This is a genomic window from Ralstonia sp. 25C (genome assembly GCF_051904805.1).
GTDB lineage: Bacteria > Pseudomonadota > Gammaproteobacteria > Burkholderiales > Burkholderiaceae > Ralstonia.
In genome coordinates this window covers 1249497-1274844 of record NZ_CP196737.1, presented here as the reverse complement: position 1 = coordinate 1274844, position 25348 = coordinate 1249497, and the positions used below count along the sequence as shown (strand labels likewise).

Sequence of the window (25348 nt, the reverse complement as noted above, 5' to 3'; positions counted from 1 at the left end):
ACACAACGTAGAACCCCGCAGCACAACAGGGAGTGGGTTACGTGGTCTTCAGCGCAACTTGCGGCCGGTGAGTGCGTCCGGGTCCTGTTTGTAGTTGGCGAGAAACTGCGTGTAGCTATAGATCTGCGCCGGCAGCAGATGGCTAGGCATGTCGAACAGCGCGTAGTAGTACGGCTCGCGCCCCTGGCAGACCTCGGCTGGCAGGCAATACTGTTCCCACTCCACGCAGGCCGGGGTGTACATGCCATCGCCCGGCCAGAAGAACGGAACGATCTGCTTGTCGCGCAGCCCCTTGAGCAGCGCTTGCGGCGCGTTGTAGGCCTCGGCGTTTTCCAGGTGCGTGAGCATGCTTGCGTTGGTTTCGATGACCATCAGCGTGGCGCGCCCATCCGCTGTGAGCAACAGCACGCCGGCCGGGTGCGGGTACAGGTAGTACTCGATGAAGCGATACCGGGCCGAGAGCTCGCGCACGAGCTTGGTGACAGCCGGGTCCGACAGGAAGCTGAACGAGTGGCGCGACAGCAGGTCACGCAACGTGCTCGACAGGTTGCTGAAGTAGCGCATCTGCAGCGCTTCGATCTCCGCGCTCAGCCGCTCTGCCATGGCGGGGTGGTCTTTCTTGATGTAGCGGTCGATCAGGCCGTCGTTGAAGCCTTGCACCGCGATGTTCTCATCGGCCATGCCGGTGAGCAGGATCGTCATGCAGGGCAAGTCTTTGAGCTTGGCGCAGAACTCCAGCCCGTTCATGCGCGGCATGGAGTAGTCCACGACGATGACGGACGGCTGCAGGAAGCGGTTGACCTCGTGGATCTGGCGGTAAATGCGGTCGACGTCGAGCTGGATGGTGCGGCGCTCGGTAGAGAACGTCAGGTCGTCGTGGGTAACGCGCACCGGCAAAAAACCGGGCATGCGCAGTGAATGCCACTGGCGCAGCCACGCCAGCGCCTCTTCCGGGTCATTGAAGGCGAGCAGCGCACGCGACGGGTCCATCTGGAACCCGAGGCTTTCCACAAACGATTGACTGTCGTCGACCACCACGGTCAGGGTGGGGTGGAAATAGACCGGCAGGGCGCTGTCCTGTTGCATACGTCGGGAAAAATCGGAAGGAGGGCGGCGGCAGCGCCCGGCCGGTTGGGGCTGGCGCTGCCTGATTGCACTAAGTTACTGCCTGGCGCAGCCGGGGGCAAGCGGAACGATGCTGATGTGGCCGCGGGTTGATGGCCGTCAGCGCACGCCTTAGTCGACGGATTTCACCATATCTTCGACGACCTTCTTGGCGTCGCCGAACACCATCATCGTCTTGTCCATGTAGAAAAGCTCGTTGTCTAACCCCGCGTAGCCGGCGTTCATGGAGCGTTTATTGACGATGATCGTCTTGGCCTTATAGGCCTCCAGGATGGGCATGCCGGCAATCGGCGACTTGGGATCGTTCTTGGCGGCCGGGTTGACCACGTCGTTGGCGCCGAGCACCAGCACCACGTCGGCCTGGCCGAATTCACCGTTGATGTCTTCCATTTCGAAGACCTGGTCGTACGGCACCTCGGCTTCGGCAAGCAGCACGTTCATGTGGCCCGGCATGCGGCCGGCGACGGGGTGGATGGCGTATTTGACCGTCACGCCCTTGTCCGACAGCTTTTCGGTCAGTTCCTTCAAGGCGTGCTGCGCGCGCGCCACGGCCAGGCCGTAGCCGGGGACGATGATGACCGTCTCCGCGTTGCCCATGAGGAAGGCGGCGTCATCCGGCGAGCCCGATTTGACCGGACGTTGCTGCCCGCCACCGCCGGCTGCAGCGCCAGCCGAAGCCTCGGAACCAAAGCCGCCCAGGATCACGTTGAAGAACGACCGGTTCATCGCCTTGCACATGATGTAAGACAGAATTGCACCGGACGAACCGACCAGCGAGCCGGCGATGATCAGCATCGGGTTGTTCAACGAGAAGCCGATGCCGGCCGCTGCCCAGCCCGAGTACGAGTTCAGCATCGACACCACCACCGGCATGTCGGCGCCGCCGATCGGGATGATGATCAGCACGCCCAGCACGAAGGCGATGGCCGTCATGATGATGAACGGCAGCCAGCTCTGCGTCAGGAAGAAGAGGATGCCGAAGCCCAGCATGGCCACTGCCAGCAGCAGGTTCAGCATGTGCTGACCGGCAAACTGCACCGGCGCGCCCTGGAACAGGCGGAACTTGTACTTGCCCGACAGCTTGCCGAAGGCGATGACGGAGCCAGAGAACGTAATGGCACCGACGAACGTGCCGATGAACAGCTCCACGCGGTTGCCCAGCGGCAGCACGTTGTCACCGGCCATGGTGATGCCGAAAGCGTCCGGCTCAGCCACGGCGGCTGTGGCGATGCACACCGCTGCCAGACCGATCAGCGAGTGCATCGCTGCTACCAGTTCCGGCATCTTGGTCATTTCGACCGTGCGCGCCACGTAGGCGCCGATGCCGCCGCCGACCACCAGGCCCGCGAAGATCAGGATGAAACCTGTCGATGTGCCGCTCTCGGTGCCGGCAAACATCTCGGACTTGAGTTTGACGATGAGCGCGATGGTGGTGACGGCGGCAATCGCCATGCCCGTCATGCCGAACGCGTTGCCGCGCCGCGCCGTGGTTGGATGCGACAAGCCCTTGAGCGCCTGGATGAAGCACACCGACGCCAGCAGATACAGCAGGGTGACGAGGTTCATGCTCATTGCTTGGTCTCCCCGCTTGTGTCATTTGCGCCGGCCTTGGCCTTCGGTTCTTTCTTCTTGAACATCTCCAGCATGCGCTGCGTGACCAGGAAGCCGCCAAACACATTCACCGCCGCCAGCGCCACTGCGACCACGCCCATCGTGCGGCCCAGCCCCGTCTGCGTGAGGCCAGCCGCTAGCATGGCGCCGACGATGATGATGGCCGAGATGGCATTCGTCACAGCCATCAGCGGCGTATGCAGCGCCGGTGTGACCGTCCAGACCACGTGGTAGCCGACGTAGATCGCCAGCACGAAGATGATCAGGTTGATCACCGTGTGATTGACCAGCTCCATCTTGCTTCTCCTCTTACCCGCTTGCTTGTGCGATTTTTTGCGTTCGGGGGCGGTCGGCGGCACCGGTGGGCGCCGCCGCCGGCGGTCAGATTGCCTTGATTTCCTTGATCTTGTTGCCCTCGCCCAGCAGTACGACCTTGGGCTTGTAGCTGGCGATTTCCTCTTCGTTCATCGGCGCGTAGGTGCAGATGATCAACAGATCGCCCACGTGGGCGCGGCGTGCGGCGGCGCCGTTGAGCGAGATTTCGCCCGAGCCGCGCTTGCCCTTGATGATGTAGGTCGAGAAGCGTTCGCCGTTGTTGACGTTGTACAGCTCGATCTTTTCGTACTCGCGCATGTCGGCGGCGTCGAGGAGGTCCTCGTCGATGCCGCACGAGCCTTCATAGTCCAGATCGGCCTGGGTGACCGTCGCGCGGTGCAGCTTGGCGCGAAGCATGTTGCGTTGCATGAAGCTTTCCTTGAAACAAAAGATGAAATCGCCACTGGCGGCCAAGGCGGGATGTGACACCTGCCCGGCCGCCGTCTCCGTTCTTATTTGGCGGCGCTCGTGGCGGCGGGCGCGCGCACTACCTGGCCGCCTTGACTGAGTAGGCAGGCGGCCACGATGTCGTCTTCGCGGTTGATGACCAGGCCGCCGTCCTTGTCGACGATCAGCTTGAGGAAATCGAGCACGTTACGGGCGTAGAGGGCGGAGGCATCAGCCGCCACCATCGACGCGAGGTTGGTGTAGCCCACCAGCGTGACGCCGTGTTTGACGACGACGCGGTCGGCTTCCGTCAGCGGGCAGTTGCCGCCTTGCGCGGCGGCGAGGTTGACCACCACCGAGCCCGGCTTCATCGCCTGCACGGTGGCTTCGGACAGCAGCGTCGGGGCGCGGCGGCCGGGGATCAGCGCGGTGGTAATGACGATGTCAGCCTGCGTCGCACGCGTGTGTACGAGTTCGGCTTGGCGGCGCATCCAGTCGGGCGGCATCGGGCGAGCATAGCCGCCCACGCCTTGGGCGATCTCGCGCTCTTCGTCCGTCAGGAACGGCACGTCGAGGAATTTGGCGCCCAGCGATTCGATCTGCTCCTTCACGGCAGGGCGCACGTCGGACGCTTCAATGACGGCGCCCAGGCGCTTGGCGGTGGCAATCGCCTGCAGGCCCGCCACCCCGGCACCGAGGATCAGCACGCGCGCGGCCTTCACCGTGCCGGCGGCGGTCATCAGCATCGGCATGAAGCGCTGGTAGTGGTTGGCAGCGACCATCACGGCCTTGTAGCCGGCGATGTTCGCCTGCGAGGAAAGCACGTCCATGCTCTGCGCGCGCGTGGTGCGCGGCGCGGCTTCCAGCGCGAAGGCGGTGACGTTGGCGGCGGCCAGCCGGGCCGTGTTCTCGTCATCGAACGGGTTGAGCATGCCGACGAGCACAGCGCCGGGCTGCATCTGCGCCAGTTCCGCCGCTTCTGGCGAGCGCACCTTGAGCACGATCTGCGCGCCGAGCGCTTCGGCGGTGGTGCCGATCTTGGCGCCGGCAGCTACGTAGGCCTCGTCGGGCTGGGCAGCGGCGACGCCAGCGCCCGATTGCACCGTGACCTGATGGCCTTGCGCGACGTATTTCTTCACCGTCTCCGGTGTCGCGGCAACGCGCGTCTCGTCCGCCCGCGTCTCCTGCGGGATGCCGATGTGCATCGTGTTCTCCTCGTCGTGATGCGCGCGGTGCACGAGGCACAAAGGAGGCGCGCGGGTCGGTTTTTTGTTGAACGATGTGGAGCTTACCCGAACTTTTTCGCAGGCGGACCGGCCCTGAAGCCTTGCTCGATCATGAGCATTGGCTTAGCGGCAGACGGCGGAATGTCGCGTCGAGCCATCCTGTTGTTGCAACTCAATTGCAATTTCGATAGCGTGACCATTTTTCACGCGTTGAGTATTGCTATGCAGCGTAGACGACGTTCCATCCCCTCGCATGCCAGATGGAGCATTGCGGGAGTGGTTTTGTGCGGTGCATCAAACATGAGCAGCGCAGAGACTGCCCCAACGTTTGCGCTGGAGGAATCGATTGTGCGTGGCTCGGCAAGCGACGAACGTTTGCGCGTGCGGCGGGCGAGTTCCGCCACGCTGACGGATACGCCGCTCAAAGATGTGCCGCAGTCGGTGGGCGTCGTCACGCGTGGTGCGCTCGATGACTTTGGCGCAACACGTCTGGACACGGCGCTTGACTGGGTCAGCGGGATCAGCCGGCAGAACAATCTGGGCGGCGTGGCCGACAACTTTGCCATCCGCGGCTTTGCTGGCGATCTCAACACCGGCTCGGATTACCTCGTTAACGGTTTTTCGGCCAATCGCGCCAACAGCGTGCCGGTGGATGCCGTCAATATTGCGCGCATCGATGTGCTCAAGGGGCCATCGGCGGCGCTGTATGGGCGCAGCGACCCGGGCGGCCTCGTCAACATCGTCACGCGCACGCCCCAGTTCAAGCCCTCGCGCGAGATCACGCTCGCGGTGGGCAACCATGACCGATACCGGCTCGCGACAGAGATGACGGGCCCGCTGTCCGAGCGCTTTGCCTATCGACTGGGCGTGGCGGCGGAGAGCAACCAGAGCTTTCGCGATTTCTCGTCGAGCCGGCGATACGTCGTCGCCCCGTCGTTCACGTGGCTGGCGACGGACGACACCGTCGTGACGTATGCGTTCGAGGCGGCGCAACTGAAGACGCCGTTCGACCGAGGCATCGTGGCCATCAACAAGCAGTTGGGCGCGCTGCCGCCGTCGCGCTTTCTGGGGGAACCGGGCGATGGCGATACGACCGTCCGCACGCAAAGCCATCAGCTGACGGTCGAGCACCAATTGAACAGCGGCTGGAAGCTCAATGGCGGGCTGCAGTATCGATCGTCGGAACTGTTCGGCAAGTCGTCGGATGCGGCGAGCCTGCAAGCGGACGGCCGCACCCTGTGGCGCCAGGCCCGCGAACGCGACTACCACGCCAACGATCTCGCCGGCCGTGTCGATGTGCAAGGCGATGTGCACACCGGCGCGATCAAGCACACGCTGGTGGCCGGTGCCGATTTCTACAACTTCCGCTACGACCCGGTGCTGTATCGTGCCAACCCGAGCGCAGCCGCGCCGTATGCCATCGATATCTTCGGCCCAGTTTATGGGCAGCCGCGCCCCAGCGTGCGGCTCACCACCAGCACGCGCGAGACCCAGCGCGGTTTCGGTGCCTTCGTGCAGGACCAGATCACGCTGAGTCCGCAATGGAAGCTGCTGGCTGGCGTACGCATGGATCGCTTCCTGCAACATGCCGACAACCGCCTGACAAACACGCGCGTCGCGCAGCAGCAGACGGCCTATAGCCCGCGCATCGGCATCGTGTATCAGCCCATGCAGACGCTGTCGCTGTACGCCAATACATCGCGTTCGTTCCGGCCCAACACGGGCGTGGGTGCGCAGGGCAACGCGTTTGCGCCGGAGCGCGGGCGCGGCTACGAGGTGGGCGCCAAGCTGGAAACCGCCGATGGCCGGCTTGGCGGCACGCTGGCGCTCTATTCAATCGACAAGACGAATGTGCTGACGGGCGATCCGCGTGACCCGACGTTCCAGCGCACGGCGGGGGCAGTGCGCAGCCGCGGTGTCGAGCTCGATGTGTCGGGGCAGGTGACGGCGAACGTCAAGATGCTGGCCACGTATGCCTATACCGATGCCCAGGTCACCGCCGATACGGTGCTGCCGTCGGGCGCGCCGCTGTCGAACATTCCGCGTCATAGCGCCAGCCTGCTGGGCCTGTATGAGTTTGGTGCCGGTGCATTTGGCCGGGCGGGCGCAGGTGGCGGTGTGGTCTACGTGGGCGAGCGCGCCGGGAACAGTGTCGACAACGGCTTCAAGCTGCCTGCGTACACCACCGTGCGCCTGCATGGCTACGTGCAGCCGACGCGCGCGCTGCGTCTCTCGCTCACCATCGACAACCTGTTTGACAAGCGCTACTACGCCAGTTCGTACAACGAGTTGTGGGTTGCCCCAGGCGCTGAGCGGCAAATCACGCTGGCCGCAACCTACAAGTTCTGACGATGGCGCCAAGTTCTTCGCGGCTTGCCGCGGTGGATGTGCTGCGCGGCCTGGTGATGACGCTGATGGTGGTCGACCATCTGCGGGAGTTTTTCTTCCTGCACGCGCAGGTGACGGACCCGGTGGATCTGGCGGCCACTTCGCCGGCGCTGGCGCTGACGCGATTTGCCAGCCATCTGTGTGCGCCGGTGTTCGTGTTCTTGGCGGGCATGTCGGCGTGGCTGTCCGGCCAGAAGCACGGCGCAGACCTGCGCGGAGTGTCGGTGCACCTCGTCAAGCGTGGGCTGTTTCTCGTGGTGCTGGAGCTAACCGTCGTGAACTTTGCCTGGACGTTCACATTTCCGCCCACGACGGTCTACCTGCAAGTCATCTGGGCGATTGGCTTGTCGATGATCGCGCTGGCGGGGCTGATCTGGCTGCCACGCGGCGTGCTGCTGGCGGTCTCGCTGACGATTGTGGCGGGGCACAACCTGCTGACGGACGTGCACGTGGCGCCCGATGCATCGGGGCATGCGCTGTGGGCGGTGCTGCATCAGCGTGACTGGATCGTGCTGGCTGATGGCTTGCGGCTGCGCACGTCGTATCCCGTGCTTGCGTGGATTGGCGTGATCGGTTTGGGGTATGCGTTTGCGCCGGCCTATGCGCGGCGCTCGCCAGAAGCGCGGCGGGCGTTGTGTTGGCGGCTTGGCGTGGGGTGCCTGATCGGCTTGACGGTGCTGCGTGCGCTCAACGGCTATGGCGAACCGCAACCGTGGACGCACTCTCCCGATGCGCTGACGACCGCCGTGTCGTTCGTGAATCTCACCAAGTACCCGCCGTCGCTGGATTTTCTGTTGCTGACGCTGGGCTTGGGGGTGTGTGCGCTGGCGGGGCTCGACCGTCTGCCCGCACGCGCAGCCGACATGCTGCAGACGCTGGGCAGTGCGCCGATGTTCTTCTACGTGCTGCATCTGTATGTGCTGCACGTGGTGTATCTGGTGGCGCTCCAGGCGTTCGGGGCCAACCAGGGTACGCGTTTCAGCTTCGATTCCGTCTGGCAACTCTGGGCGGCATGGCTGCCGACACTCGCGCTGCTGTACTGGCCGACGCGCTGGTTTGCACAGCTGCGCCGCACGGGGCGCTATCCGTGGATGCGCTATTTGTGATGCAGCCGCCATTTCAAGCGGATGTGGTCTCGCCCGGCTACAATAACGCCTTGTTTTTGTTGCCTTTTTTGCCATGAACCAAGCCGTCCGCTGGAAACCCAGCGTCACTGTTGCCGCCGTCATTGAACAGGACGGGCGCTTTTTGCTGGTGGAGGAGCACACCGATGCCGGTCTGCGCCTGAACCAGCCCGCCGGCCATCTCGACCCCGACGAAAGCCTGGTCGACGCCGTCGCGCGCGAGACACTGGAAGAGACCGCGCACAGCTTCGTGCCGACCGCGTTCCTCGGCTGCTACATGGCGCAGTTCCAGCCGCCGCAAGGGGACCCCGTCACCTATGTACGGATGGCGTTCACCGGCGAACTCGGGCCGCAAGACCCGCGCCGCACGCTCGACGACGGCATTGTCCGCACCGTCTGGATGACGGCGGATGAAATCCGCGCCAGCCAGGATCGCCACCGCAGCCCATTGCTCTTGGCCTGCGTGGAGGACTACCTGGCCGGCAAGCGGTATCCGCTGGAAGTCATCCACACACACCCGAGCACCTATGGCCTGGGGGTGGAGCCATGAGCAAGAAGCGCGTGGTCGTCGGCATGTCCGGCGGTGTGGATTCCTCCGTTACGGCGTGGATGCTCAAGCAGCAGGGCTACGACGTCGTCGGCCTGTTCATGAAGAACTGGGAAGACGATGACGACAGCGAATACTGCTCGACCCGGCAGGACTGGATCGACGTGGTGTCGGTGGCTGACCTGATCGGCGTGGATGTGGAAGCCGTCAACTTTGCTGCCGAGTACAAGGACCGCGTGTTTGCGGATTTCTTGCGCGAATACTCGGCCGGCCGCACACCCAATCCCGACGTGCTCTGCAACGCCGAGATCAAGTTCAAGGCCTTCCTCGACCACGCGATGGCGCTGGGCGCCGACACGATTGCCACCGGCCATTACGCCCGCGTGCGCGAGGCCGATGGCCGTTTCGAACTGCTCAAGGCATTCGACCACACGAAAGACCAGAGCTACTTCCTGCACCGGCTGAATCAGTCGCAGCTCTCCCGCACGCTGTTCCCGCTAGGCGAGATTCCGAAGACGAAAGTGCGGGAAATTGCTGCGGAAATCGGCCTGCCGAATGCCAAGAAGAAGGATTCCACCGGCATCTGCTTCATCGGCGAGCGGCCATTCCGGGACTTCCTGAACCGCTACCTGCCGACCAAGCCGGGCCCGATCAAGACGCCGGACGGCAAGACCATCGGTGAGCACATTGGTTTGGCGTTCTACACGCTGGGACAGCGCAAGGGCATCGGCATCGGCGGCAGCCGCGATGGCAACGGTGATGCCTGGTACGTGGCGCGCAAGGACATGGCGGCCAACACGCTGTACGTGGTGCAGGGCCATGACCACCCATGGCTGTTGGCGCATACCGTGCACGCCGAGGACCTCAGCTGGGTCGCCGGCCATGCGCCGGCCGAAGGCACCCAGATCGGCGCCAAGACGCGCTATCGCCAAGCCGATGCGCCATGTACCGTCGCGCGTGCTACCGATGGCGCGCTCACGCTGACCTTTCCCGAGGCGCAGTGGGCCGTCACGCCCGGCCAATCCGCCGTGCTGTACGACGGTGAGATCTGCCTAGGCGGTGGGATTATTTCTGCAGCTGAGCCTGCTCTCGTCGAAAAGGCGGTCGCCTGACCGGTTTTCGCAACACTGCGTTGTGACGGCTGCGGCGGTTGCTGCGGTCGTTTAAGCTTGCGCCCTGTTTCGTCTTCCACAGGGTTTGTCATGCTGCCACGTCGCTACTGGGCCTTTGCGGGCGTTGTGCTGTTGTTTGCCGTCACCGCTGGGTTTGCGGGGGTGGGGCGCCTGCACTGGGTCTGTGCGGTCATTCCGGGCATGTTCGTGATCCTGGGCGTGCACGACATCACGCAGACGCGCCATTCGGTGCTGCGCAACTATCCGCTCTGGGGGCACTTCCGCTTCCTGTTCGAGTTCATCCGCCCGGAAATCCGCCAGTACTTTGTTGAGGACGACACCGACGAGCGTCCGTACTCGCGTGCCCAACGCAGCATCGTTTACCAGCGCGCCAAAGGTGAAGTCGATAGCCGCCCATTCGGCACCGAAGTCGACGTGAAGGTGGCGGGCCACGAGTGGATCGGCCACTCGCTGGCGCCATCGCGTATCGCTTCGTCGGACTTCCGCGTGATGGTGGGCGAGGGCCGTGCCCAGCCGTATTCGATGTCGGTGTTCAACATCTCGGCGATGAGCTTTGGGGCGCTGTCGGGCAACGCCATCCGCGCGCTCAACCGTGGCGCGAAGCTCGGCAACTTCATCCACGACACGGGCGAGGGTTCGATTTCGCCGTACCACCGCGAAGAGGGCGGCGACCTGATCTGGGAAGTCGCCTCGGGCTACTTCGGCTGCCGCGATGCCAATGGCCGCTTTGATCCGGACAAGTTTGCCGAGCAGGCGCGCAACCCGCAGGTGAAGATGATTGAGGTGAAGCTCTCGCAGGGGGCCAAGCCGGGGCACGGTGGGGTCTTGCCGGCCGCGAAGGTGACGCCGGAGATTGCGGCCACGCGTGGCATTCCGATCGGGCAGGACTGCATCTCGCCGGCCGCGCATTCGGAATTCAATTCCCCGCTGGGGCTGCTGCAGTTTGTGGACCGCCTGCGCACGCTGTCTGGCGGCAAGCCCACTGGCTTCAAGCTGTGCATCGGCCACCCGTGGGAGTTCTTCGGCATCGTCAAGGCGATGCTCGAGTCAGGGATCCTGCCGGACTTCATCGTCGTGGATGGCGCGGAAGGCGGCACGGGCGCGGCGCCGCTGGAATTTACCGACCACGTTGGCACGCCGCTGCAGGAGGGGCTGCTGCTGGTGCACAACACGCTGGTGGGCACCAACCTGCGCGACAAGATCAAGATTGGCGCATCGGGCAAGATCATCACCGCGTTCGACGTGGCCCGCACGCTGGCGATGGGCGCCGACTGGTGTAACGCGGCGCGCGGCTTCATGTTTGCGCTGGGTTGCATCCAGGCCCAGAAGTGCCACACCGACCGCTGCCCGACCGGTGTGGCCACGCAAGACCCGTCGCGCCAGAAGGCGCTGGTGGTGCCCGACAAGGCCGAGCGCGTGCACCAGTATCACAAACACACGCTGCATGCGCTGCTGGAGTTGACGCAGGCGGCCGGCCTGCAGCACCCGGCCGATTTCCGCGCGCACCACATCGTGCGGCGTGTGTCGGGTAACGAGGTGCAGTTGCTTTCCGCGTTGCTGAAGTACCTGGAGCCGGGCGATCTGCTGGCCGGGCGCTACCGTTATCAGCTGTACGAGCGGTATTGGCCGATGGCCCAGGCCGACCGGTTTGAGCCGGTGGCCGTGTAGCGGAAGAGGATTACTGCGGCTGGGTTTCGATGAAGCTCGGCCGCTTTTCCATGCGCGTGTAGAACGTCGCCAGGTTGGCGTGACGTTCGCGCCAGTCGATCTGCGGCTGGCGGAAATCCAGATAGGCGAGTGCGCAACCGACGGCGATGTCGGCCAGTGTCAGGTGGTTGCCGTTGCACCACGTCTTGTCGGCCAGGCCCTGCGACATGGCTTTCAGCGCGTCGTGGATCTTGTGGTTCTGGCGCGCGAGCCAGGTTTCGCTGCGCTGCTCAGGCGTGCGCTGCGTGTGTTCGATGCGCAGCATAAGCGCGGCGTCGAGCAGGCCGTCAGCCAGCGCTTCCCAGCAGCGCACTTCCACGCGCTCGCGGCCCGTGGGTGGAATCAGCCGCGCGACGGGCGACAGCGTGTCGGCATATTCGGCAATCACGCGCGAGTCGAACAGGGCGCCACCATCGTCCATCACCAGGCAAGGCACTTTGCCCAGCGGGTTGAACTGGTGGATCTGCGTGTCGGCGCTCCAGACGTCTTCCAGCACGAACTGGTAGTCGATTTTCTTTTCGGCCAGGACCACGCGCACCTTGCGGGTGTACGGGCTGGCGTGCGATCCGATCAGTTTCATAGGCATGTCATGTTGGAGGCCGAAGTATAGCTGCGCGCTCTTTCGCGTGCGCTGGGCGGCGCTTCCACCAAACGGAGGCTTGCCTTCCATGGTCAATCCGGCCAGATTGGCCATGGAAAGCAGGTGCCGGATGGTAAAATCGCGCGTTTACCGGGTGCGTGCCGGGTGCGCATGTGCACCTTGGTTCAACGCTCGATGCAGCGTCCGGGTTGTCCGGATTGCGTTTCCCTTCACATTTTTTCCCGCCTGCCATGTCGTCGCTTTCTGCCCTGACCGCCCTGTCTCCCATCGATGGCCGCTACGCTGCCAAGGCCGATCCGCTGCGTGAGTGGCTGTCCGAAGCCGCTTTCATGCGCAACCGCGTGAAGGTGGAGGTGCACTGGCTGATCGCCCTGTCGCAGGCCGGCTTGGCGGAAATCCCGCGTTTCTCCGCTGCCGCTGAAGGCGCGCTGCTGGCCCTGGTCGAGAACTTTGCCGAGGCAGACGCTGCCCGTATCAAGGAAATCGAAGCCGTCACCAACCACGACGTGAAGGCCGTCGAGTACTGGATGAAGGAGCGCGTGAAGGGCAACGCCGAGCTGGAAGCCGCCAGCGAGTTCATCCACTTCGCCTGCACGTCTGAGGACATCAACAACACCTCGCACGGCATGATGCTCAAGGGCGCGCGCGACACCGTGATCGTGCCGACGCTGCGCCGTGTGCAGGCCCGCCTGGTGGAACTGGCCCACGCCAACGCCGACGTGCCGATGCTCTCGCGCACGCACGGCCAGCCGGCCAGCCCGACCACGCTGGGCAAGGAAATGGCCAACGTGGCTGCCCGCCTGGACCGCGCTATCCGCCGCATCGAAGCGGTTGAGTTGCTGGGCAAGATGAACGGCGCCGTGGGCAACTACAACGCGCACCTGTCGGCGTATCCGTCGCTGGACTGGGAAGCCTTCTCGAAGAACGTGATCGAGACCCGCCTGGGCCTGACGTTCAACCCGTACACCATCCAGATCGAGCCGCACGACTATATGGCCGAGCTGTTCGACGCCGTGGCGCGCGCGAACACCATCATCCTGGACTTGGACCGCGACGTCTGGGGCTACATCTCGCAGGGCTACTTCAAGCAGAAGACCAAGGCCGGCGAGATCGGCTCGTCGACCATGCCGCACAAGGTCAACCCGATCGACTTCGAAAACTCCGAAGGCAACGTCGGCCTGGCCAACGCGGTGCTGCGTCACCTGTCGGAAAAGCTGCCCGTCTCGCGCTGGCAGCGTGACCTGACGGATTCGACCGTGCTGCGCAACATCGGCGTGGCGTTCGGCTACAGCCTGCTGGCCTACGACGCCTGCCTGCGCGGCCTGGGCAAGCTGGAAACCAACCCGGCCCGTCTGGCAGAAGACCTCGACAACTGCTGGGAAGTCCTGGCCGAGCCGGTGCAGACCGTCATGCGCCGCTACGGCATCGCCAACCCGTACGAGCAACTCAAGGAGCTCACGCGCGGCAAGGGCATCTCGCGCGAGGCGCTGCGTGACTTCATCGGCACGCTGGCGATTCCCGAAGACGCCCGCAAGTTGCTGCTGGACATGACGCCGGGCAGCTATATCGGCAAGGCAGACGAACTGGCGCGCCGGATCACCGCACAGTAATTGTTTCGAAAATTTGGTGGGTGCACCAAAAAACAGCCCCCTCCGTACAGCTACGGAGGGGGCTGTTTTGCTATGTGTGCTCGGTAGAATGAGCCGCCTTGTTATGTCAGCGGCTTGGCCAGGTTCATCAAGAAATTTGAATTTCTCGATGAACTTGGGGCGGTCCTGCGCGATCTGATCGGGCAAATAATGCACAATCGTTTGGCGCTGCAGTCCTCACCAACGCACGCCGCCTTCACCGAGGAAACCGATGTCCCACGCTGCTCAATCGAATTTCGCCATGCGCCGCGCCGCTGATGACGGCGCCTATGGCAAGCCCGCCATCGCGTTGCACTGGATCATTGCGCTGCTGATTTTCGCGGCGTTCGGGCTCGGTCTGTACATGACCGATATTCCGGGCTTTACGCCGACCAAGCTGAAGCTGTACTCGTATCACAAGTGGATCGGCATTACGGTGCTGATCTTCGCCGTGCTGCGTGTGCTGTGGCGCCTGACGCATCCGGCACCGGGTCCGGTGGCGGGCATGCCGAAGTGGCAGCACAAAGCGGCCGAAGGCGCGCATCTGGTGCTGTATCTGCTGATCCTGGCGGTGCCGCTCACCGGCTACTTGCTCAGCGTGGCGGCCGGTATCAAGGTCGTCTACCTTGGCCTGTGGGAACTGCCCATGCCGTTCGACAAGAGCGACGCGCTCAAGGACATCTTTGCCGAGGCGCACGAATGGCTGAACTGGACCATGGCGACCATCGTCGTGCTGCATATCCTCGCCGCGCTCAAGCACCACGTCATCGATCGTGACGGCACGCTGCGTCGCATGCTGCCCTTCTTGCGCTGAATTCGTGCGGTTGGCGGCCCTGACGCTTCCCTGATTTTCAAATGCACCGGTGTGTGCCGGTGCACCTTGCTTCTCCATCCTGACCAAGACTGCCGGCACCGCCCGGCCTGAACGAAGGAGTCTGACGATGAAACGTTTCGTGCGCCCCCGCGCGATTGCCCTGGTTGCCGCCGGCGCGCTGTCGATTGCCGCGCTGTCGGCGTCGGTTTCCGCCTTTGCCCAGGTGGATGCTGCCAAGAGCAGCGTCACCGCCACCGGCAAGCAGCTCGGCGTGCCGATGGACATCAAGTTCAAGAAGTTCGACGCCGCAGTGAACTACAACCCGGCCAACGTGGCTGCGTCCACGGCCAAGGTCAACATCGACATCAACAGCGTCGACGTGGGCGACAAGGCCTACAACGACGAACTGAAGAAGAAAGACTGGTTTGATGCCGCCAAGTACCCGAAGGCGACGTTCGTATCGTCGGCGTTCAAGCCGGGCGCCAATGGCAAGGTGGACGTGGTCGGCAAGCTGACCATCAAGGGCGTGACGCAAGACATCACCGCGCCCGTCACCTTCAAGCAGGACGGCGCCAATCAGGTGTTTGAAGGCGCGCTACCCATCAAGCGCAACGCATTCAAGGTCGGCGACGGCGAGTGGAAGGACACCTCCGTCGTTGCCGATGACGTGACGATCAAGTTCCGCGTCGTCATTGCCAAGAAGTAATCCAAGTTTTTTCGCCCCTTTATTTGCTGCTTTTCTCCGCAGGAGTTGTTATGAAATTGCGTACCCTCGTTGCTGCCCTGTCTGCTGTTGCCGCCACAGCCGCATTTGCTGCACCGGCCACGTACCAACTGGACCCGAGCCACACCTACCCCAGCTTTGAAGCCGACCACATGGGTGGCCTGTCGAAGTGGCGCGGCAAGTTCGAAAAGTCCAGCGGCACCGTCACGCTGGATCGCGAAGCCAAGAAGGGCACGATTGATGTGACCGTGCAGACCGACAGCGTCAACTTCGGCCATGCCAAGATGAACGAGCACGCCAAGAGCGCCGAGATTTTCGACGTGGCCAAGTACCCGACCGCCACGTTCAAGGGCAACTTCACCAAGTTCAAGGGCGATGTGCCGACCGAAGCCGAAGGCCAACTCACGCTGCATGGCGTGACCAAGCCGGCCAAGCTGGAAATCGACGCATTCAAGTGCATGCCGCACCCGATGATGAAGGTCGAGGTGTGCGGTGCTGACGCCGAGATGAAGTTCAACCGCGCCGATTTCGGCATCGACTTCGGCAAGGCCTACGGCTTCAACATGGAAACCAAGCTGAAGATCCAAGTCGAAGGTCTGAAGCAGGACACCAGCGTCGCGAAGCAATAAGCGCGTACGCGACCAACAAAAAACCCCGCAGAGTTTCGCGGGGTTTTTTGTTGCCTGACGGCCGGAGCAGGGCGCTCAGACCTGTGCGCCGAAGTTCGGATCGTCTTCCTTCGGGCCGCCGGCCTTCTTGTCGGACTTGACCAGATCTTCGCGCTTGACGCCCAGCCACATGCACAGCGCAGCGGCCACGAACACCGACGAGTAGATACCAAACAAGATACCGATGGTCAGCGCCAGGGCGAAGTAGTGCAGCGTCGGACCACCAAACACCAGCATCGACAGGACCATCAGTTCGGTCGAACCGTGGGTGATGATCGTGCGCGAGATGGTGCTGGTAATCGCGTGGTCGATCACCTCGTGCGTGTTCATCTTGCGGTACTTGCGGAACGCCTCGCGGATCCGGTCGAAGATCACGACCGATTCGTTGACCGAGTAACCGAGCACCGCCAGGATGCCCGCCAGCACCGACAGCGAGAACTCCCACTGGAAGAAGGCGAAGAAGCCCAGGATGATCACCACGTCGTGCAGGTTGGCGATGATGCCGGCGACTGCAAACTTCCACTCGAAGCGGATCGACAGGTAAATCACGATGCCGACCACCACGAACAGCAGCGCTAGCAAGCCGTCGGTGGCGAGTTCCTTGCCGACCTGCGGGCCGACGAACTCAACGCGCTGCAGCTTGGCGTCGGGGTTGGCGACGTTCAGGGCCGTCATCACCTGCTGGCTCTGCACGGCCGAGGCGATCGGCTTGCCGTCGGGGCCAGTCTTGAGCGGCAGACGGATCATCACGTCGCGCGAGGTGCCGAAGTTCTGCACCTGCGCATCGGCATAGCCGAGCTTCTCGACGTCGCCGCGGATCTTCGGCAGATCAGCGGGCTGGGTGTAGGCGACTTCCATCACCGTACCGCCGGTGAATTCCACCGACAGGTGCAGCCCCTTGTGGAACAGGAAGAAGACAGCGGCGATAAACGTCAGGAACGACAGCGCGTTGAGGATCAACGCGTGCTTCATGAACGGAATGTCGCGGCGGATGCGGAAAAACTCCATGGTCTGCCCTTTGTGGCCACCGCCCCCTTCGTTGGAGTGGGGCGGCGCCGGTTATGCGAGATTCGTTGTGGGTGGCGTACTTACTTGGCGGGCGATTCGGTATTCGTATTGCCCGGCTTCCACACCTGCCCGATGGCGACGCTCTGCAGCTTCTTTTTGCGGCCGTACCAGAGGTTCACGAGGCCACGGTTGAAGAACACCGCCGAGAACATCGACGTGCCGATCCCCAGGCAGTGCACGATCGCGAAGCCGCGCACCGGGCCCGAACCGAAGGCGATCAGCGCCAGGCCGGCGATCAGCGTCGTCACGTTCGAGTCCAGGATGGTCGCCCAGGCGCGGTCGAAACCGGCGGCGATGGCCATCTGCGGCGACGCGCCGTTGCGCAGTTCTTCTCGCACGCGCTCGTTGATCAGCACGTTGGCGTCGATGGCCATACCGAGCGCCAGCGCAATAGCAGCGATACCCGGCAGCGTGAGCGTGGCCTGCAGCATGGACAGCAGCGCGATCAGCAGGAACACGTTCACGCCCAGCGAGATCACCGAGAACGCGCCGAACAGCATGTAGTACAGCACCATGAACGCCGAGACGGCCAGGAAGCCGTACAGCGCCGAATCGAAGCCCTTCTTGATGTTGTCGGCACCCAGCGACGGGCCGATCGTGCGCTCTTCGATGATCTCCATCGGTGCTGCCAGCGAACCGGCGCGCAGCAGCAGTGCCAGATCAGACGCTGCCTCGGTTGAGCCCATGCCGGTGATCTGGAAGCGCGAGCCCAGTTCGGACTGGATGGTCGCCACCGTCAGCACTTCGCCCTTGCCCTTTTCGAAGAGCACGATGCCCATGCGCTTGCCGATGTTGTCGCGCGAGACATCGCGTAGCATGCGGCCGCCTTGGCCGTCGAGCGTGATGTCGACCGACGAATTGTGGTTCTGGTCGAAGCCGGCCGACGCACTGGTGATGCGGTCACCCGTGAAGATCACCTGCTTCTGCAGCAGCACTGGGGCGCTGCGGCCTTGCGTGAAGAGCTCGTCGCCCAACGGCACCGGATCGCCGGCACGCGGCGCGAGCGGCGCGTTCGGATCAGCCAGGCGCGCTTCCAGCGTGGCGGTACGGCCGATGATGTCCTTGGCCTTGGCCGTGTCCTGAACGCCGGGCAGTTGCACGACGATGCGGTCCGGGCCCTGCTGCTGGATCACCGGTTCGGCCACGCCGAGTTCGTTCACCCGGTTGTGCAGCGTGACGATGTTTTGCTTGACCGCGTTGTCCTGCACTTCCTTCATCGCAGCGGCGGTGAAGGTGCCGGTGAGCGTGGCGCCGTCGGCCGTCTTGTCGACGGTGTAGGCCAGTTCGCGGGTCGAGTCGGACAGCAGGCTGCGGGCGCGATCGGCGTCGTCGGCGCTGCTGAACTTGATGGTGATGGTGTTGCCGGCGCGGTCGATGCCGCTGTGGCGGATGTTCTTGTCACGCAACTGCGTGCGGATGTCGCCGGCGAGCGAGTCGAGCTTCTTCGTGACAGCGCCGTTCATGTCGACCTGCAGCAGGAAGTGCACGCCACCGCGCAAATCCAGGCCCAGGAACATCGGCTTGGCAAAGAGCGGCGCGCCGCTGAGCCAGCGCGGGGAGCCCGGCAGCAGGTTCAGCGCGACGATATAGGTCGGGTCGGTCTGGTCGGTGTTCAGGCCGTGGGCCAGGACGTCCTTGGCCTTGAGCTGCGTGTCGGTATCGGCAAAGCGCACGCGCACGCTGGCGGAGGTGCCGTTGTTGTCGAAGAACACGCCGTCGGGCTGGATGCTGGCTGCGGCCAGCAGGCTTTCGACCTGCTTCTGGACGTTCAGGTCGACCTTGACGGTGGCCTTGCCCGAGGACACCTGCACGGCAGGCGCCTCACCGAAGAAGTTCGGCAGCGTATAGAGGAACCCGATGGCAAGCGCCACCAGGATCACAAGGTATTTCCAGAGCGGATAGCGATTCATCTTGGAAAGGCAATGAGGCGACGCCGAGGGGCGCGGGCGCGGATTCTTAGAATAGGCGCTGCCTGGGGTTCCGGCGCCAGCGCAATCGTGCGCGGCACCGGGAGGGGCCGATTACAGCGCCTTGAGCGTGCCCTTGGGCAGCACGGTCGAGACGGCGCTCTTCTGGACGGTGATTTCGGTGTTGGCGGAGACTTCCACGGTGACGTACTGCTCGGCCACCTTGGTCACCTTGCCCAGGATGCCGCCGGCGGTGACGACTTCGTCGCCCTTGGCCAGGGCTTCGAGCATCGCCTTGGTTTCCTTCTGGCGCTTCATCTGCGGGCGGATCATGATGAACCACAGCACCACAAACATCAGGATGATGGGCAGGAAGCTCATCAGGCCACCTGCAGCACCACCTGTCGGTGCGGTTTGCGCGTAAGCGTCGGAAATGAGGAACACGTCAGAACTCCGTAATGGTTCGTCAATCGGTCAAAAATCGGACCGGACATTCTACCATTGCGGTGCTGCGGTAAATGGGCGCACCGGGCGCCCTGTGGCGCGAGGTTAGAGAGCGCCGCGTGCGCGATCTGCAGCAAAGCGCGCCTGGAATGCGGCAAAGCCGTGCGACTCAATGGCGGCGCGCATTTCGGCCATCAGTTCCAGGTAGTAATAGAGGTTGTGGATGGTGTTCAGGCGTGCACCCAGGATCTCGCCCACGCGCTGCAGATGGTGCAGATACGCGCGCGAAAAATTGCTGCAGGTGTAGCAGCCGCACGTCTCGTCCAGCGGGCGCGGATCATTGCGGTGCACGGCGTTCTTGATCTTGATGTCGCCAAAGCGGGTGAACAGCCAGCCGTTGCGGGCGTTGCGGGTCGGCATCACACAATCGAACATGTCGATGCCGGCAGCGACGCCCGCCACCAGGTCTTCCGGCGTGCCGACGCCCATCAGGTAGTGCGGCTTGTTGGCCGGCAGGCGCGGCGCCACGTGCTGCAGCACGCGCATCATGTCTTCCTTCGGCTCCCCGACCGACAGCCCGCCGATGGCATAGCCGCCAAAGCCTTGGCCGCCCGCATCGGCGTCAATGGCTTGCAGACCGGCCAGCGATTCGTCACGCAGGTTCTCGAACATGCCGCCTTGGACGATGCCGAACAGCGCGTTGGGATTGTTCTCCCGCTCGAATTCGTTACGCGAGCGTTGCGCCCAGCGCAGGCTCATGCGCATCGAGGTTGCGGCTTCCGCCTCCGTGGCAGGGCGGTCACCGATCTTGTATGGCGTGCACTCGTCAAACTGCATGACGATGTCGGAGTTCAGCCGGCGCTGGATCTGCATGGAGATTTCCGGCGACAGGAACAGCTTATCGCCGTTGATGGGCGAGGCGAACGTGACGCCTTCCTCGGTGATCTTGCGCAGATCACCCAGCGAAAACACTTGAAAACCGCCAGAATCCGTCAGGATGGGCTTGTCCCAGCCATTGAAGCCGTGGAGGCCCTTGTGCGCATCCATCACATCCAGCCCCGGCCGGAGCCACAGGTGGAAGGTGTTACCGAGGATGATCTGCGCGCCGAGGTCCTTCAGTTCCGCCGGCGACATCGCCTTGACCGCGCCATAGGTGCCCACTGGCATGAAGATGGGCGTTTCCACCACACCGTGGTTCAGGGTCATGCGGCCGCGCCGGGCGAGGCCATCGGTGGTGAGGAGTTCGTACTTGAGCATGATCAGGCGGAAATGGAATCTGCGGGTTTGAGTTCCGCGCGCGTGAGGAACATGGCGTCGCCGTAACTGAAGAAGCGGTAGCGCTGGGCAATGGCGTGCCGGTAGGCGGCGCGGATGGCCTCCGTGCCCGCAAACGCCGACACCAGCATCAGCAGCGTCGACTTGGGCAGGTGGAAGTTGGTCACCAGCGCATCCACTAGGCGGAAGCGGTAGCCGGGGGTGATGAAGATGTCGGTGTCGCCGCTGCCTGCATGGAGCGTGCCGTCGGGCTGTGCTGCGGATTCGAGCGCGCGCATCGATGTGGTGCCCACCGCGATCACGCGCCCGCCCGCAGCCCGAGTGGCGCGGATGGCCTCGGCCAGCGCGGGTGTGATTTCGTACCACTCGCTGTGCATGCGGTGCTCGGCGATGTCCTCCACGCGTACCGGCTGGAACGTGCCCGCGCCCACGTGCAGCGTCAGGAAGCCGCGCTGGATACCCATTGCATCCAATTTGGCGAACAGCGCATCGTCGAAATGCAGACCGGCCGTGGGTGCTGCAACGGCGCCCGGGTTGCGTGCATAGACGGTCTGGTAACGCGTTTCGTCAAAACTGTCGGGGTCGTGCTCGATGTAGGGCGGCAGCGGCAGGCGGCCGTATTGCTCGATCAGATCCAGTGCCGGCTGCGGGAAGCGCAGCGTGAAGAACGGCTCGGCGCGCGGGCCGACCGTCACATCGAAGGCATCGGCCAAGCGCAGCGTGGTGCCCTCGACCGGCGACTTGCTGGAGCGGATCTGGGCCAGCACCGTGTGCTCGTCCAGCAGACGCTCGACCAGCACCTCGACCTTGCCGCCGCTGGCCTTGTGGCCGAAGAAGCGCGCCTTGATGACGCGCGTGTCGTTGAAGACCAGCAGATCGCCGGGGCGAAGGTAATCGACCAGATCGGCGAACTGGCGGTCGTCAAAATGCACGCCATCTTCCGCGCGGCGGACGGCCAGCAGACGGCTCGCGGTGCGGTCGGGCAGGGCGGTTTGCGCGATCAGCTCGGGCGGCAGATCGAAATCGAAATCGGACAGCGTCAGCATGAAAAGTGGCGCAGACGTGGATTGCGCCAATTGATGGTGGCGGGCGCCGGTACAATCGGGCGACTCGCAAAGTTCGCCATTGTAAACGTCCTGTGCCGCCTCGCGCCCGTTCCGCCACTGATGCTGCTCTTACGCCCGACGCTGATACTGCGCCGACGCCGAAGCCCAAGCGGGAGACCGCAGCAGACAAGTCGGCCAAGACCGCCAAAACGGCACGTCCGGCCGACAAACTCGCCAAGCTGGGGCTGCACCGCGACGTCGATCTCGTCCTGCATCTGCCGATGCGCTACGAGGACGAAACCACGCTCCTGACCATTGCCGAAGCCACCGCCCGCGCCAATACCGGCTGGGCCGCGCAGGTGGAAGGCACCGTCACCCGCAACGAAGTGGCGTTCCGGCCGCGCCGGCAGTTGGTTGTGCATATCGCCGATGACTCCGGCGAACTCGTGCTGCGTTTCCTCAATTTCTACGGCAGCCAGGTCAAGCAGATGGCCGAAGGCGTGCGCCTGCGCGTGCGCGGCGAGGTGCGCGGCGGCTTCTTCGGCGCGGAGATGGTCCACCCAACCGTGCGCGCCGTGGCGGAAGACGAGCCGCTGCCCGATCGGCTGACGCCCGTGTATTCGACCGTTGCAGGCGTGCCGCAGGCGTATCTGCGCAAGGCGATTCTGAACACGCTCACGCGCACGCCGCTGCCGGAAACACTGCCGAATAGCCTCATCACGGGGCCGCTCGCACCGCTCAAGCTGATGGCGCCGGCCGAGGCCGTGCGCCTGCTGCACCAGCCCACGCCCGATGTCGACGAACACAGCCTCGTCGAGCGCACGCACCCGGCGTGGCTGCGTATTAAGTTTGATGAACTGCTGTCGCAACAGCTCTCGCTCAAGCGGGCGCAGGCCGCGCGCCGCATGCGCAATGCGCCCGTCCTGCGCGACAGCGGCAAGGAAGGTTTGCTCGCGCGCTTCATGGCTGCATTGCCGTTCAAGCTGACCGGCGCCCAGGCCCGCGTGTGGGAGGAGATCCGCGCCGACCTCGCGCACCCGTACCCGATGCAGCGGTTGCTGCAAGGCGACGTGGGCAGCGGCAAGACCGTCATCGCCGCGCTGGCCGCGTGCCAGGCCATCGACGCCGGCTGGCAAGCCGCGCTGATGGCGCCGACCGAGCTGCTGGCCGAGCAGCACTATCGCAAGTTATGCACATGGCTGGCGCCGCTGGGTGTGGATATTGTCTGGCTGGCCGGCAGCCTCAAACGCAAGCAGAAGGACGAAGCGGCGGCGCGAGTGGCGGCCGGCACCGCGCAACTGGTGATCGGCACGCACGCACTGATTCAAGACGCCGTCACGTTCGCGCGCCTCGGCTTGGCGGTGGTGGATGAGCAGCATCGCTTTGGTGTGGCGCAGCGCTTGGCCCTGCGGGGCAAGGCGAGCAATGGCGATGCACCGGTCGCCGCCAACGCGCAGGTGCCGCACCAGCTCATGATGTCCGCCACGCCCATCCCGCGCACGCTGGCGATGACGTACTACGCCGACCTCGACGTCTCCGCCATCGACGAATTGCCGCCCGGCCGCACGCCCATCGTCACGCGCCTGGTGAACGACGCGCGCCGCGATGAAGTGATCGAACGCATCTACGCCGCCGCGCGCGAAGGCCGGCAGGTCTACTGGGTGTGTCCGCTGATCGAAGAGAGCGAGGCGCTGCAACTGCAGACGGCGGTGGAAACGTTTGAGACGCTCTCGCAAAGCCTGGACGGGCTGAAGGTCGGCCTCGTACACGGCCGCCTGCCGTCCGCCGAGAAGGCCGCCGTGATGAGCGCCTTTGCCGGTGGCGAGTTGCATGTGCTGGTGGCCACCACCGTCATTGAAGTCGGTGTGGACGTGCCCAATGCCTCGTTGATGGTGATCGAACACGCCGAGCGTTTCGGCCTCGCGCAGTTGCACCAGTTGCGCGGGCGCGTGGGGCGTGGCACGGCGGAATCGGTGTGCGTGCTGCTGTATCAGGCGCCGCTGTCACCGACGGCCAAGCAGCGCCTGCAGACCATGCGCGAGACCACCGACGGTTTCGAGATCGCCAGGCGCGATCTGGAGATACGCGGCCCGGGTGAATTCCTCGGTGCGCGGCAATCGGGCGAGGCCATGCTGCGCTTCGCCGATCTGAACCACGATGCTTGGCTGGTCGAATTCGCTCAGGAAGCGGCGGAGGCCATGCTGGCACGCTTTCCCGAAGCGGTGGACACCCACCTCAAGCGCTGGCTGGGCGAGCGCGAGCACTACCTGCGCGTCTAGCGCGCACGGGTCGCGCTGACAGGCCATTCATCGCGCCGTAGGAATGGCCGGCTCCAATCTGAGCAACGTGATTTCCGACGGTGCGCCAAACCGCTTGGGCGGCCCCCAGTATCCGGTACCGCGGCTGGTGTAGATCCACAGGCGACCGAGCCGGTGCAAGCCCGCGGTGAACGGCTGTTGCAGCGGAACGAACAAGCTCCAGGGCCAGAACTGGCCGCCATGGGTATGCCCCGATAGCTGTAGATCAAAACCAGCCTCCGCGGCGGCGGGCGCAGTGCGGGGCTGATGCGCGAGCAGGATGGCAGGCGTCACGCCGGCAGGTGACCCGGCCAGTGCGCCACGCGGATCGCTCGCATGTGTTGCGTCGAATTGGCCCGCCGTGAAGTCCGTCACGCCGGCGATGATCAACGGCGCGCCGTCGTGCTCAAGCACCGCATGCGCATTCATCAGCACGCGCATGCCAAGCCGTTCGAACTCGGACACCCACGGGCCCACGCCGGAGTAGTACTCGTGATTCCCGGTCACCGCAAAAACGCCGTGCCGAGCCGACATGTCGGCCAGCGGCGCGATATGGGGGCGCAGGACTTCCACCTCGCCGTCCACCAGGTCGCCTGTGACGGCGATGACATCCGCCTTGAGCGCGTTGAGCCGCGCCACCACGCCTGCGACGTACGCACGCTTGATGGTCGGGCCGACATGCAGGTCGGTGATCTGCGCAATGGTGAAGCCGTGGAGCGGCGCGGGGAGGTCCGCAATCGGCACAGTCACATGCGCGACGCGCGGAATGCGCCGCGCGTTGATATAGCCGATCAAGGTGACCAAGGCAGCGAGGCCCGCAACGACCCAGGCGGAATCGTGGCGATAGACCGGGGGCAGCACGATCAGCGCGATGTCCCGCAGCACGGTCAGCACCAGCAGCGATGAGAACAGACCCAATAGCAACGCGCCAAACCACGTAGCCCGGTCTGCCAGCGAGATGGACCGGATCAAGAAGCGCGCCGCCAATCCGAGCGGGATCATCCAGGTCGATACGACCAGGAAGACAACGCCTGCCGCCCATCCTGTGCCGTTCAAGCCCAGGTCAGGCAACAGCCGCCACCCAATGTAGAAGTGCAGCACAGCCATCAGGAACACAGTCGTCGCCAGGAAGCGGCGCCTGCTGCGGGACAGAGTCGGTCTGTCATTCGGTTGATCAGGCATGCTGGGCCGTGCTCCTTTGGGTTTGTGCTGGGCGAATCTATGAAAGATGGGGGCGTAGCGGATGTTGTCAA

22 protein-coding genes are annotated in these 25348 nt (G+C 64.1%); 10 read left to right on the top strand and 12 right to left on the bottom strand.

Annotated elements, in window-relative coordinates:
- Positions 1-48: 48 nt before the first annotated feature.
- The 5 genes from ACS7SF_RS05925 to ACS7SF_RS05905 all read right to left on the bottom strand — a co-directional run bounded on the left by ACS7SF_RS05925 (position 49) and on the right by ACS7SF_RS05905 (position 4703).
- On the bottom strand, positions 49-1086 hold the full coding sequence (locus tag ACS7SF_RS05925) for a response regulator (protein WP_426394928.1): 1038 nt from the start codon (positions 1084-1086) through the stop codon (positions 49-51).
- Between the two features lie 150 nt (positions 1087-1236).
- Positions 1237-2697 carry an NAD(P)(+) transhydrogenase (Re/Si-specific) subunit beta gene (locus ACS7SF_RS05920; protein ID WP_439892118.1) on the bottom strand — a complete coding sequence of 487 codons (1461 nt, stop codon included), beginning with the start codon at positions 2695-2697 and terminating at the stop codon, positions 1237-1239.
- The gene (locus ACS7SF_RS05915; RefSeq protein WP_439892117.1) at positions 2694-3032 is read right to left on the bottom strand and encodes an NAD(P) transhydrogenase subunit alpha; all 339 of its coding nucleotides are present in this window, start codon (positions 3030-3032) and stop codon (positions 2694-2696) included. The genes ACS7SF_RS05920 and ACS7SF_RS05915 overlap by 4 nt, the downstream gene beginning before the upstream one ends.
- 85 nt (positions 3033-3117) lie before the next feature.
- Positions 3118-3480: an aspartate 1-decarboxylase gene (gene panD / locus ACS7SF_RS05910; protein WP_439892116.1), complete on the bottom strand. Its 363-nt coding sequence runs from the start codon at positions 3478-3480 to the stop codon at positions 3118-3120.
- Between the two features lie 83 nt (positions 3481-3563).
- Positions 3564-4703, bottom strand: coding sequence for a Re/Si-specific NAD(P)(+) transhydrogenase subunit alpha (locus ACS7SF_RS05905; protein ID WP_439892115.1), 1140 nt, complete (start codon positions 4701-4703; stop codon positions 3564-3566).
- A gap of 321 nt (positions 4704-5024) precedes the next feature.
- Between ACS7SF_RS05905 and ACS7SF_RS05900 the strand changes: the two genes are divergently transcribed.
- The 5 genes from ACS7SF_RS05900 (at position 5025) to ACS7SF_RS05880 (ending at position 11584) form a co-directional block, all read left to right on the top strand.
- A complete protein-coding gene (locus ACS7SF_RS05900; protein WP_439892114.1) occupies positions 5025-7073 on the top strand; it encodes a TonB-dependent siderophore receptor in 2049 nt (682 codons plus the stop codon).
- 2 nt (positions 7074-7075) lie between these two features.
- Positions 7076-8218, top strand: a complete 1143-nt coding sequence (locus ACS7SF_RS05895; protein ID WP_439892113.1) for a DUF1624 domain-containing protein — start codon at positions 7076-7078, stop codon at positions 8216-8218.
- A gap of 73 nt (positions 8219-8291) precedes the next feature.
- Entirely contained in the window at positions 8292-8786 is a 495-nt protein-coding gene (locus ACS7SF_RS05890; RefSeq protein WP_439892112.1) for an NUDIX hydrolase, read from the top strand.
- Positions 8783-9895, top strand: a complete 1113-nt coding sequence (gene mnmA, locus ACS7SF_RS05885; protein ID WP_439892111.1) for a tRNA 2-thiouridine(34) synthase MnmA — start codon at positions 8783-8785, stop codon at positions 9893-9895. The genes ACS7SF_RS05890 and mnmA overlap by 4 nt, the downstream gene beginning before the upstream one ends.
- 90 nt (positions 9896-9985) lie before the next feature.
- Entirely contained in the window at positions 9986-11584 is a 1599-nt protein-coding gene (locus ACS7SF_RS05880) for an FMN-binding glutamate synthase family protein (RefSeq protein ID WP_439892110.1), read from the top strand.
- A 10-nt stretch (positions 11585-11594) separates the two neighbouring features.
- On the opposite strand, the gene ACS7SF_RS05875 is transcribed toward ACS7SF_RS05880, so the two are convergent.
- Entirely contained in the window at positions 11595-12203 is a 609-nt protein-coding gene (locus ACS7SF_RS05875; RefSeq protein ID WP_439892109.1) for a glutathione S-transferase, read from the bottom strand.
- A gap of 251 nt (positions 12204-12454) precedes the next feature.
- On the opposite strand from ACS7SF_RS05875, the gene purB reads away from it, so the two are divergent.
- From purB to ACS7SF_RS05855, 4 genes are all read left to right on the top strand, one after another.
- Positions 12455-13834 carry an adenylosuccinate lyase gene (gene purB, locus ACS7SF_RS05870; RefSeq protein WP_439892108.1) on the top strand — a complete coding sequence of 460 codons (1380 nt, stop codon included), beginning with the start codon at positions 12455-12457 and terminating at the stop codon, positions 13832-13834.
- Between the two features lie 250 nt (positions 13835-14084).
- Entirely contained in the window at positions 14085-14666 is a 582-nt protein-coding gene (locus tag ACS7SF_RS05865) for a cytochrome b (protein ID WP_439892107.1), read from the top strand.
- Positions 14667-14793: 127 nt separating this feature from the next.
- Positions 14794-15372 carry a YceI family protein gene (locus ACS7SF_RS05860; RefSeq protein ID WP_439892106.1) on the top strand — a complete coding sequence of 193 codons (579 nt, stop codon included), beginning with the start codon at positions 14794-14796 and terminating at the stop codon, positions 15370-15372.
- Between the two features lie 50 nt (positions 15373-15422).
- Positions 15423-16019, top strand: coding sequence for a YceI family protein (locus tag ACS7SF_RS05855; protein ID WP_439892105.1), 597 nt, complete (start codon positions 15423-15425; stop codon positions 16017-16019).
- Positions 16020-16094: 75 nt separating this feature from the next.
- Here ACS7SF_RS05855 and secF read toward each other — a convergent pair whose 3' ends face one another.
- The 5 genes from secF to queA form a co-directional block, all read right to left on the bottom strand.
- Positions 16095-17066 (bottom strand): protein translocase subunit SecF, encoded by a 972-nt coding sequence (gene secF / locus ACS7SF_RS05850; protein WP_439892104.1) that lies wholly within the window; start codon positions 17064-17066, stop codon positions 16095-16097.
- Between the two features lie 80 nt (positions 17067-17146).
- On the bottom strand, positions 17147-19036 hold the full coding sequence (gene secD, locus ACS7SF_RS05845) for a protein translocase subunit SecD (protein WP_439892103.1): 1890 nt from the start codon (positions 19034-19036) through the stop codon (positions 17147-17149).
- Positions 19037-19147: 111 nt separating this feature from the next.
- Positions 19148-19477 (bottom strand): preprotein translocase subunit YajC, encoded by a 330-nt coding sequence (gene yajC, locus ACS7SF_RS05840; RefSeq protein ID WP_426394897.1) that lies wholly within the window; start codon positions 19475-19477, stop codon positions 19148-19150.
- A 105-nt stretch (positions 19478-19582) separates the two neighbouring features.
- Positions 19583-20734, bottom strand: coding sequence for a tRNA guanosine(34) transglycosylase Tgt (tgt, locus tag ACS7SF_RS05835; protein WP_439892102.1), 1152 nt, complete (start codon positions 20732-20734; stop codon positions 19583-19585).
- Positions 20735-20736: 2 nt separating this feature from the next.
- Positions 20737-21798 (bottom strand): tRNA preQ1(34) S-adenosylmethionine ribosyltransferase-isomerase QueA, encoded by a 1062-nt coding sequence (gene queA / locus ACS7SF_RS05830; protein ID WP_439892101.1) that lies wholly within the window; start codon positions 21796-21798, stop codon positions 20737-20739.
- A gap of 92 nt (positions 21799-21890) precedes the next feature.
- Here queA and recG point away from each other — a divergent pair, with 92 nt between their 5' ends.
- Complete coding sequence (gene recG / locus ACS7SF_RS05825) at positions 21891-24077, top strand: ATP-dependent DNA helicase RecG (protein ID WP_439892100.1); 2187 nt, start codon at positions 21891-21893, stop codon at positions 24075-24077.
- A 27-nt stretch (positions 24078-24104) separates the two neighbouring features.
- Here recG and ACS7SF_RS05820 read toward each other — a convergent pair whose 3' ends face one another.
- Positions 24105-25277 carry a metallophosphoesterase gene (locus ACS7SF_RS05820; RefSeq protein ID WP_439892099.1) on the bottom strand — a complete coding sequence of 391 codons (1173 nt, stop codon included), beginning with the start codon at positions 25275-25277 and terminating at the stop codon, positions 24105-24107.
- Between the last annotated feature and the right edge of the window lie 71 nt (positions 25278-25348).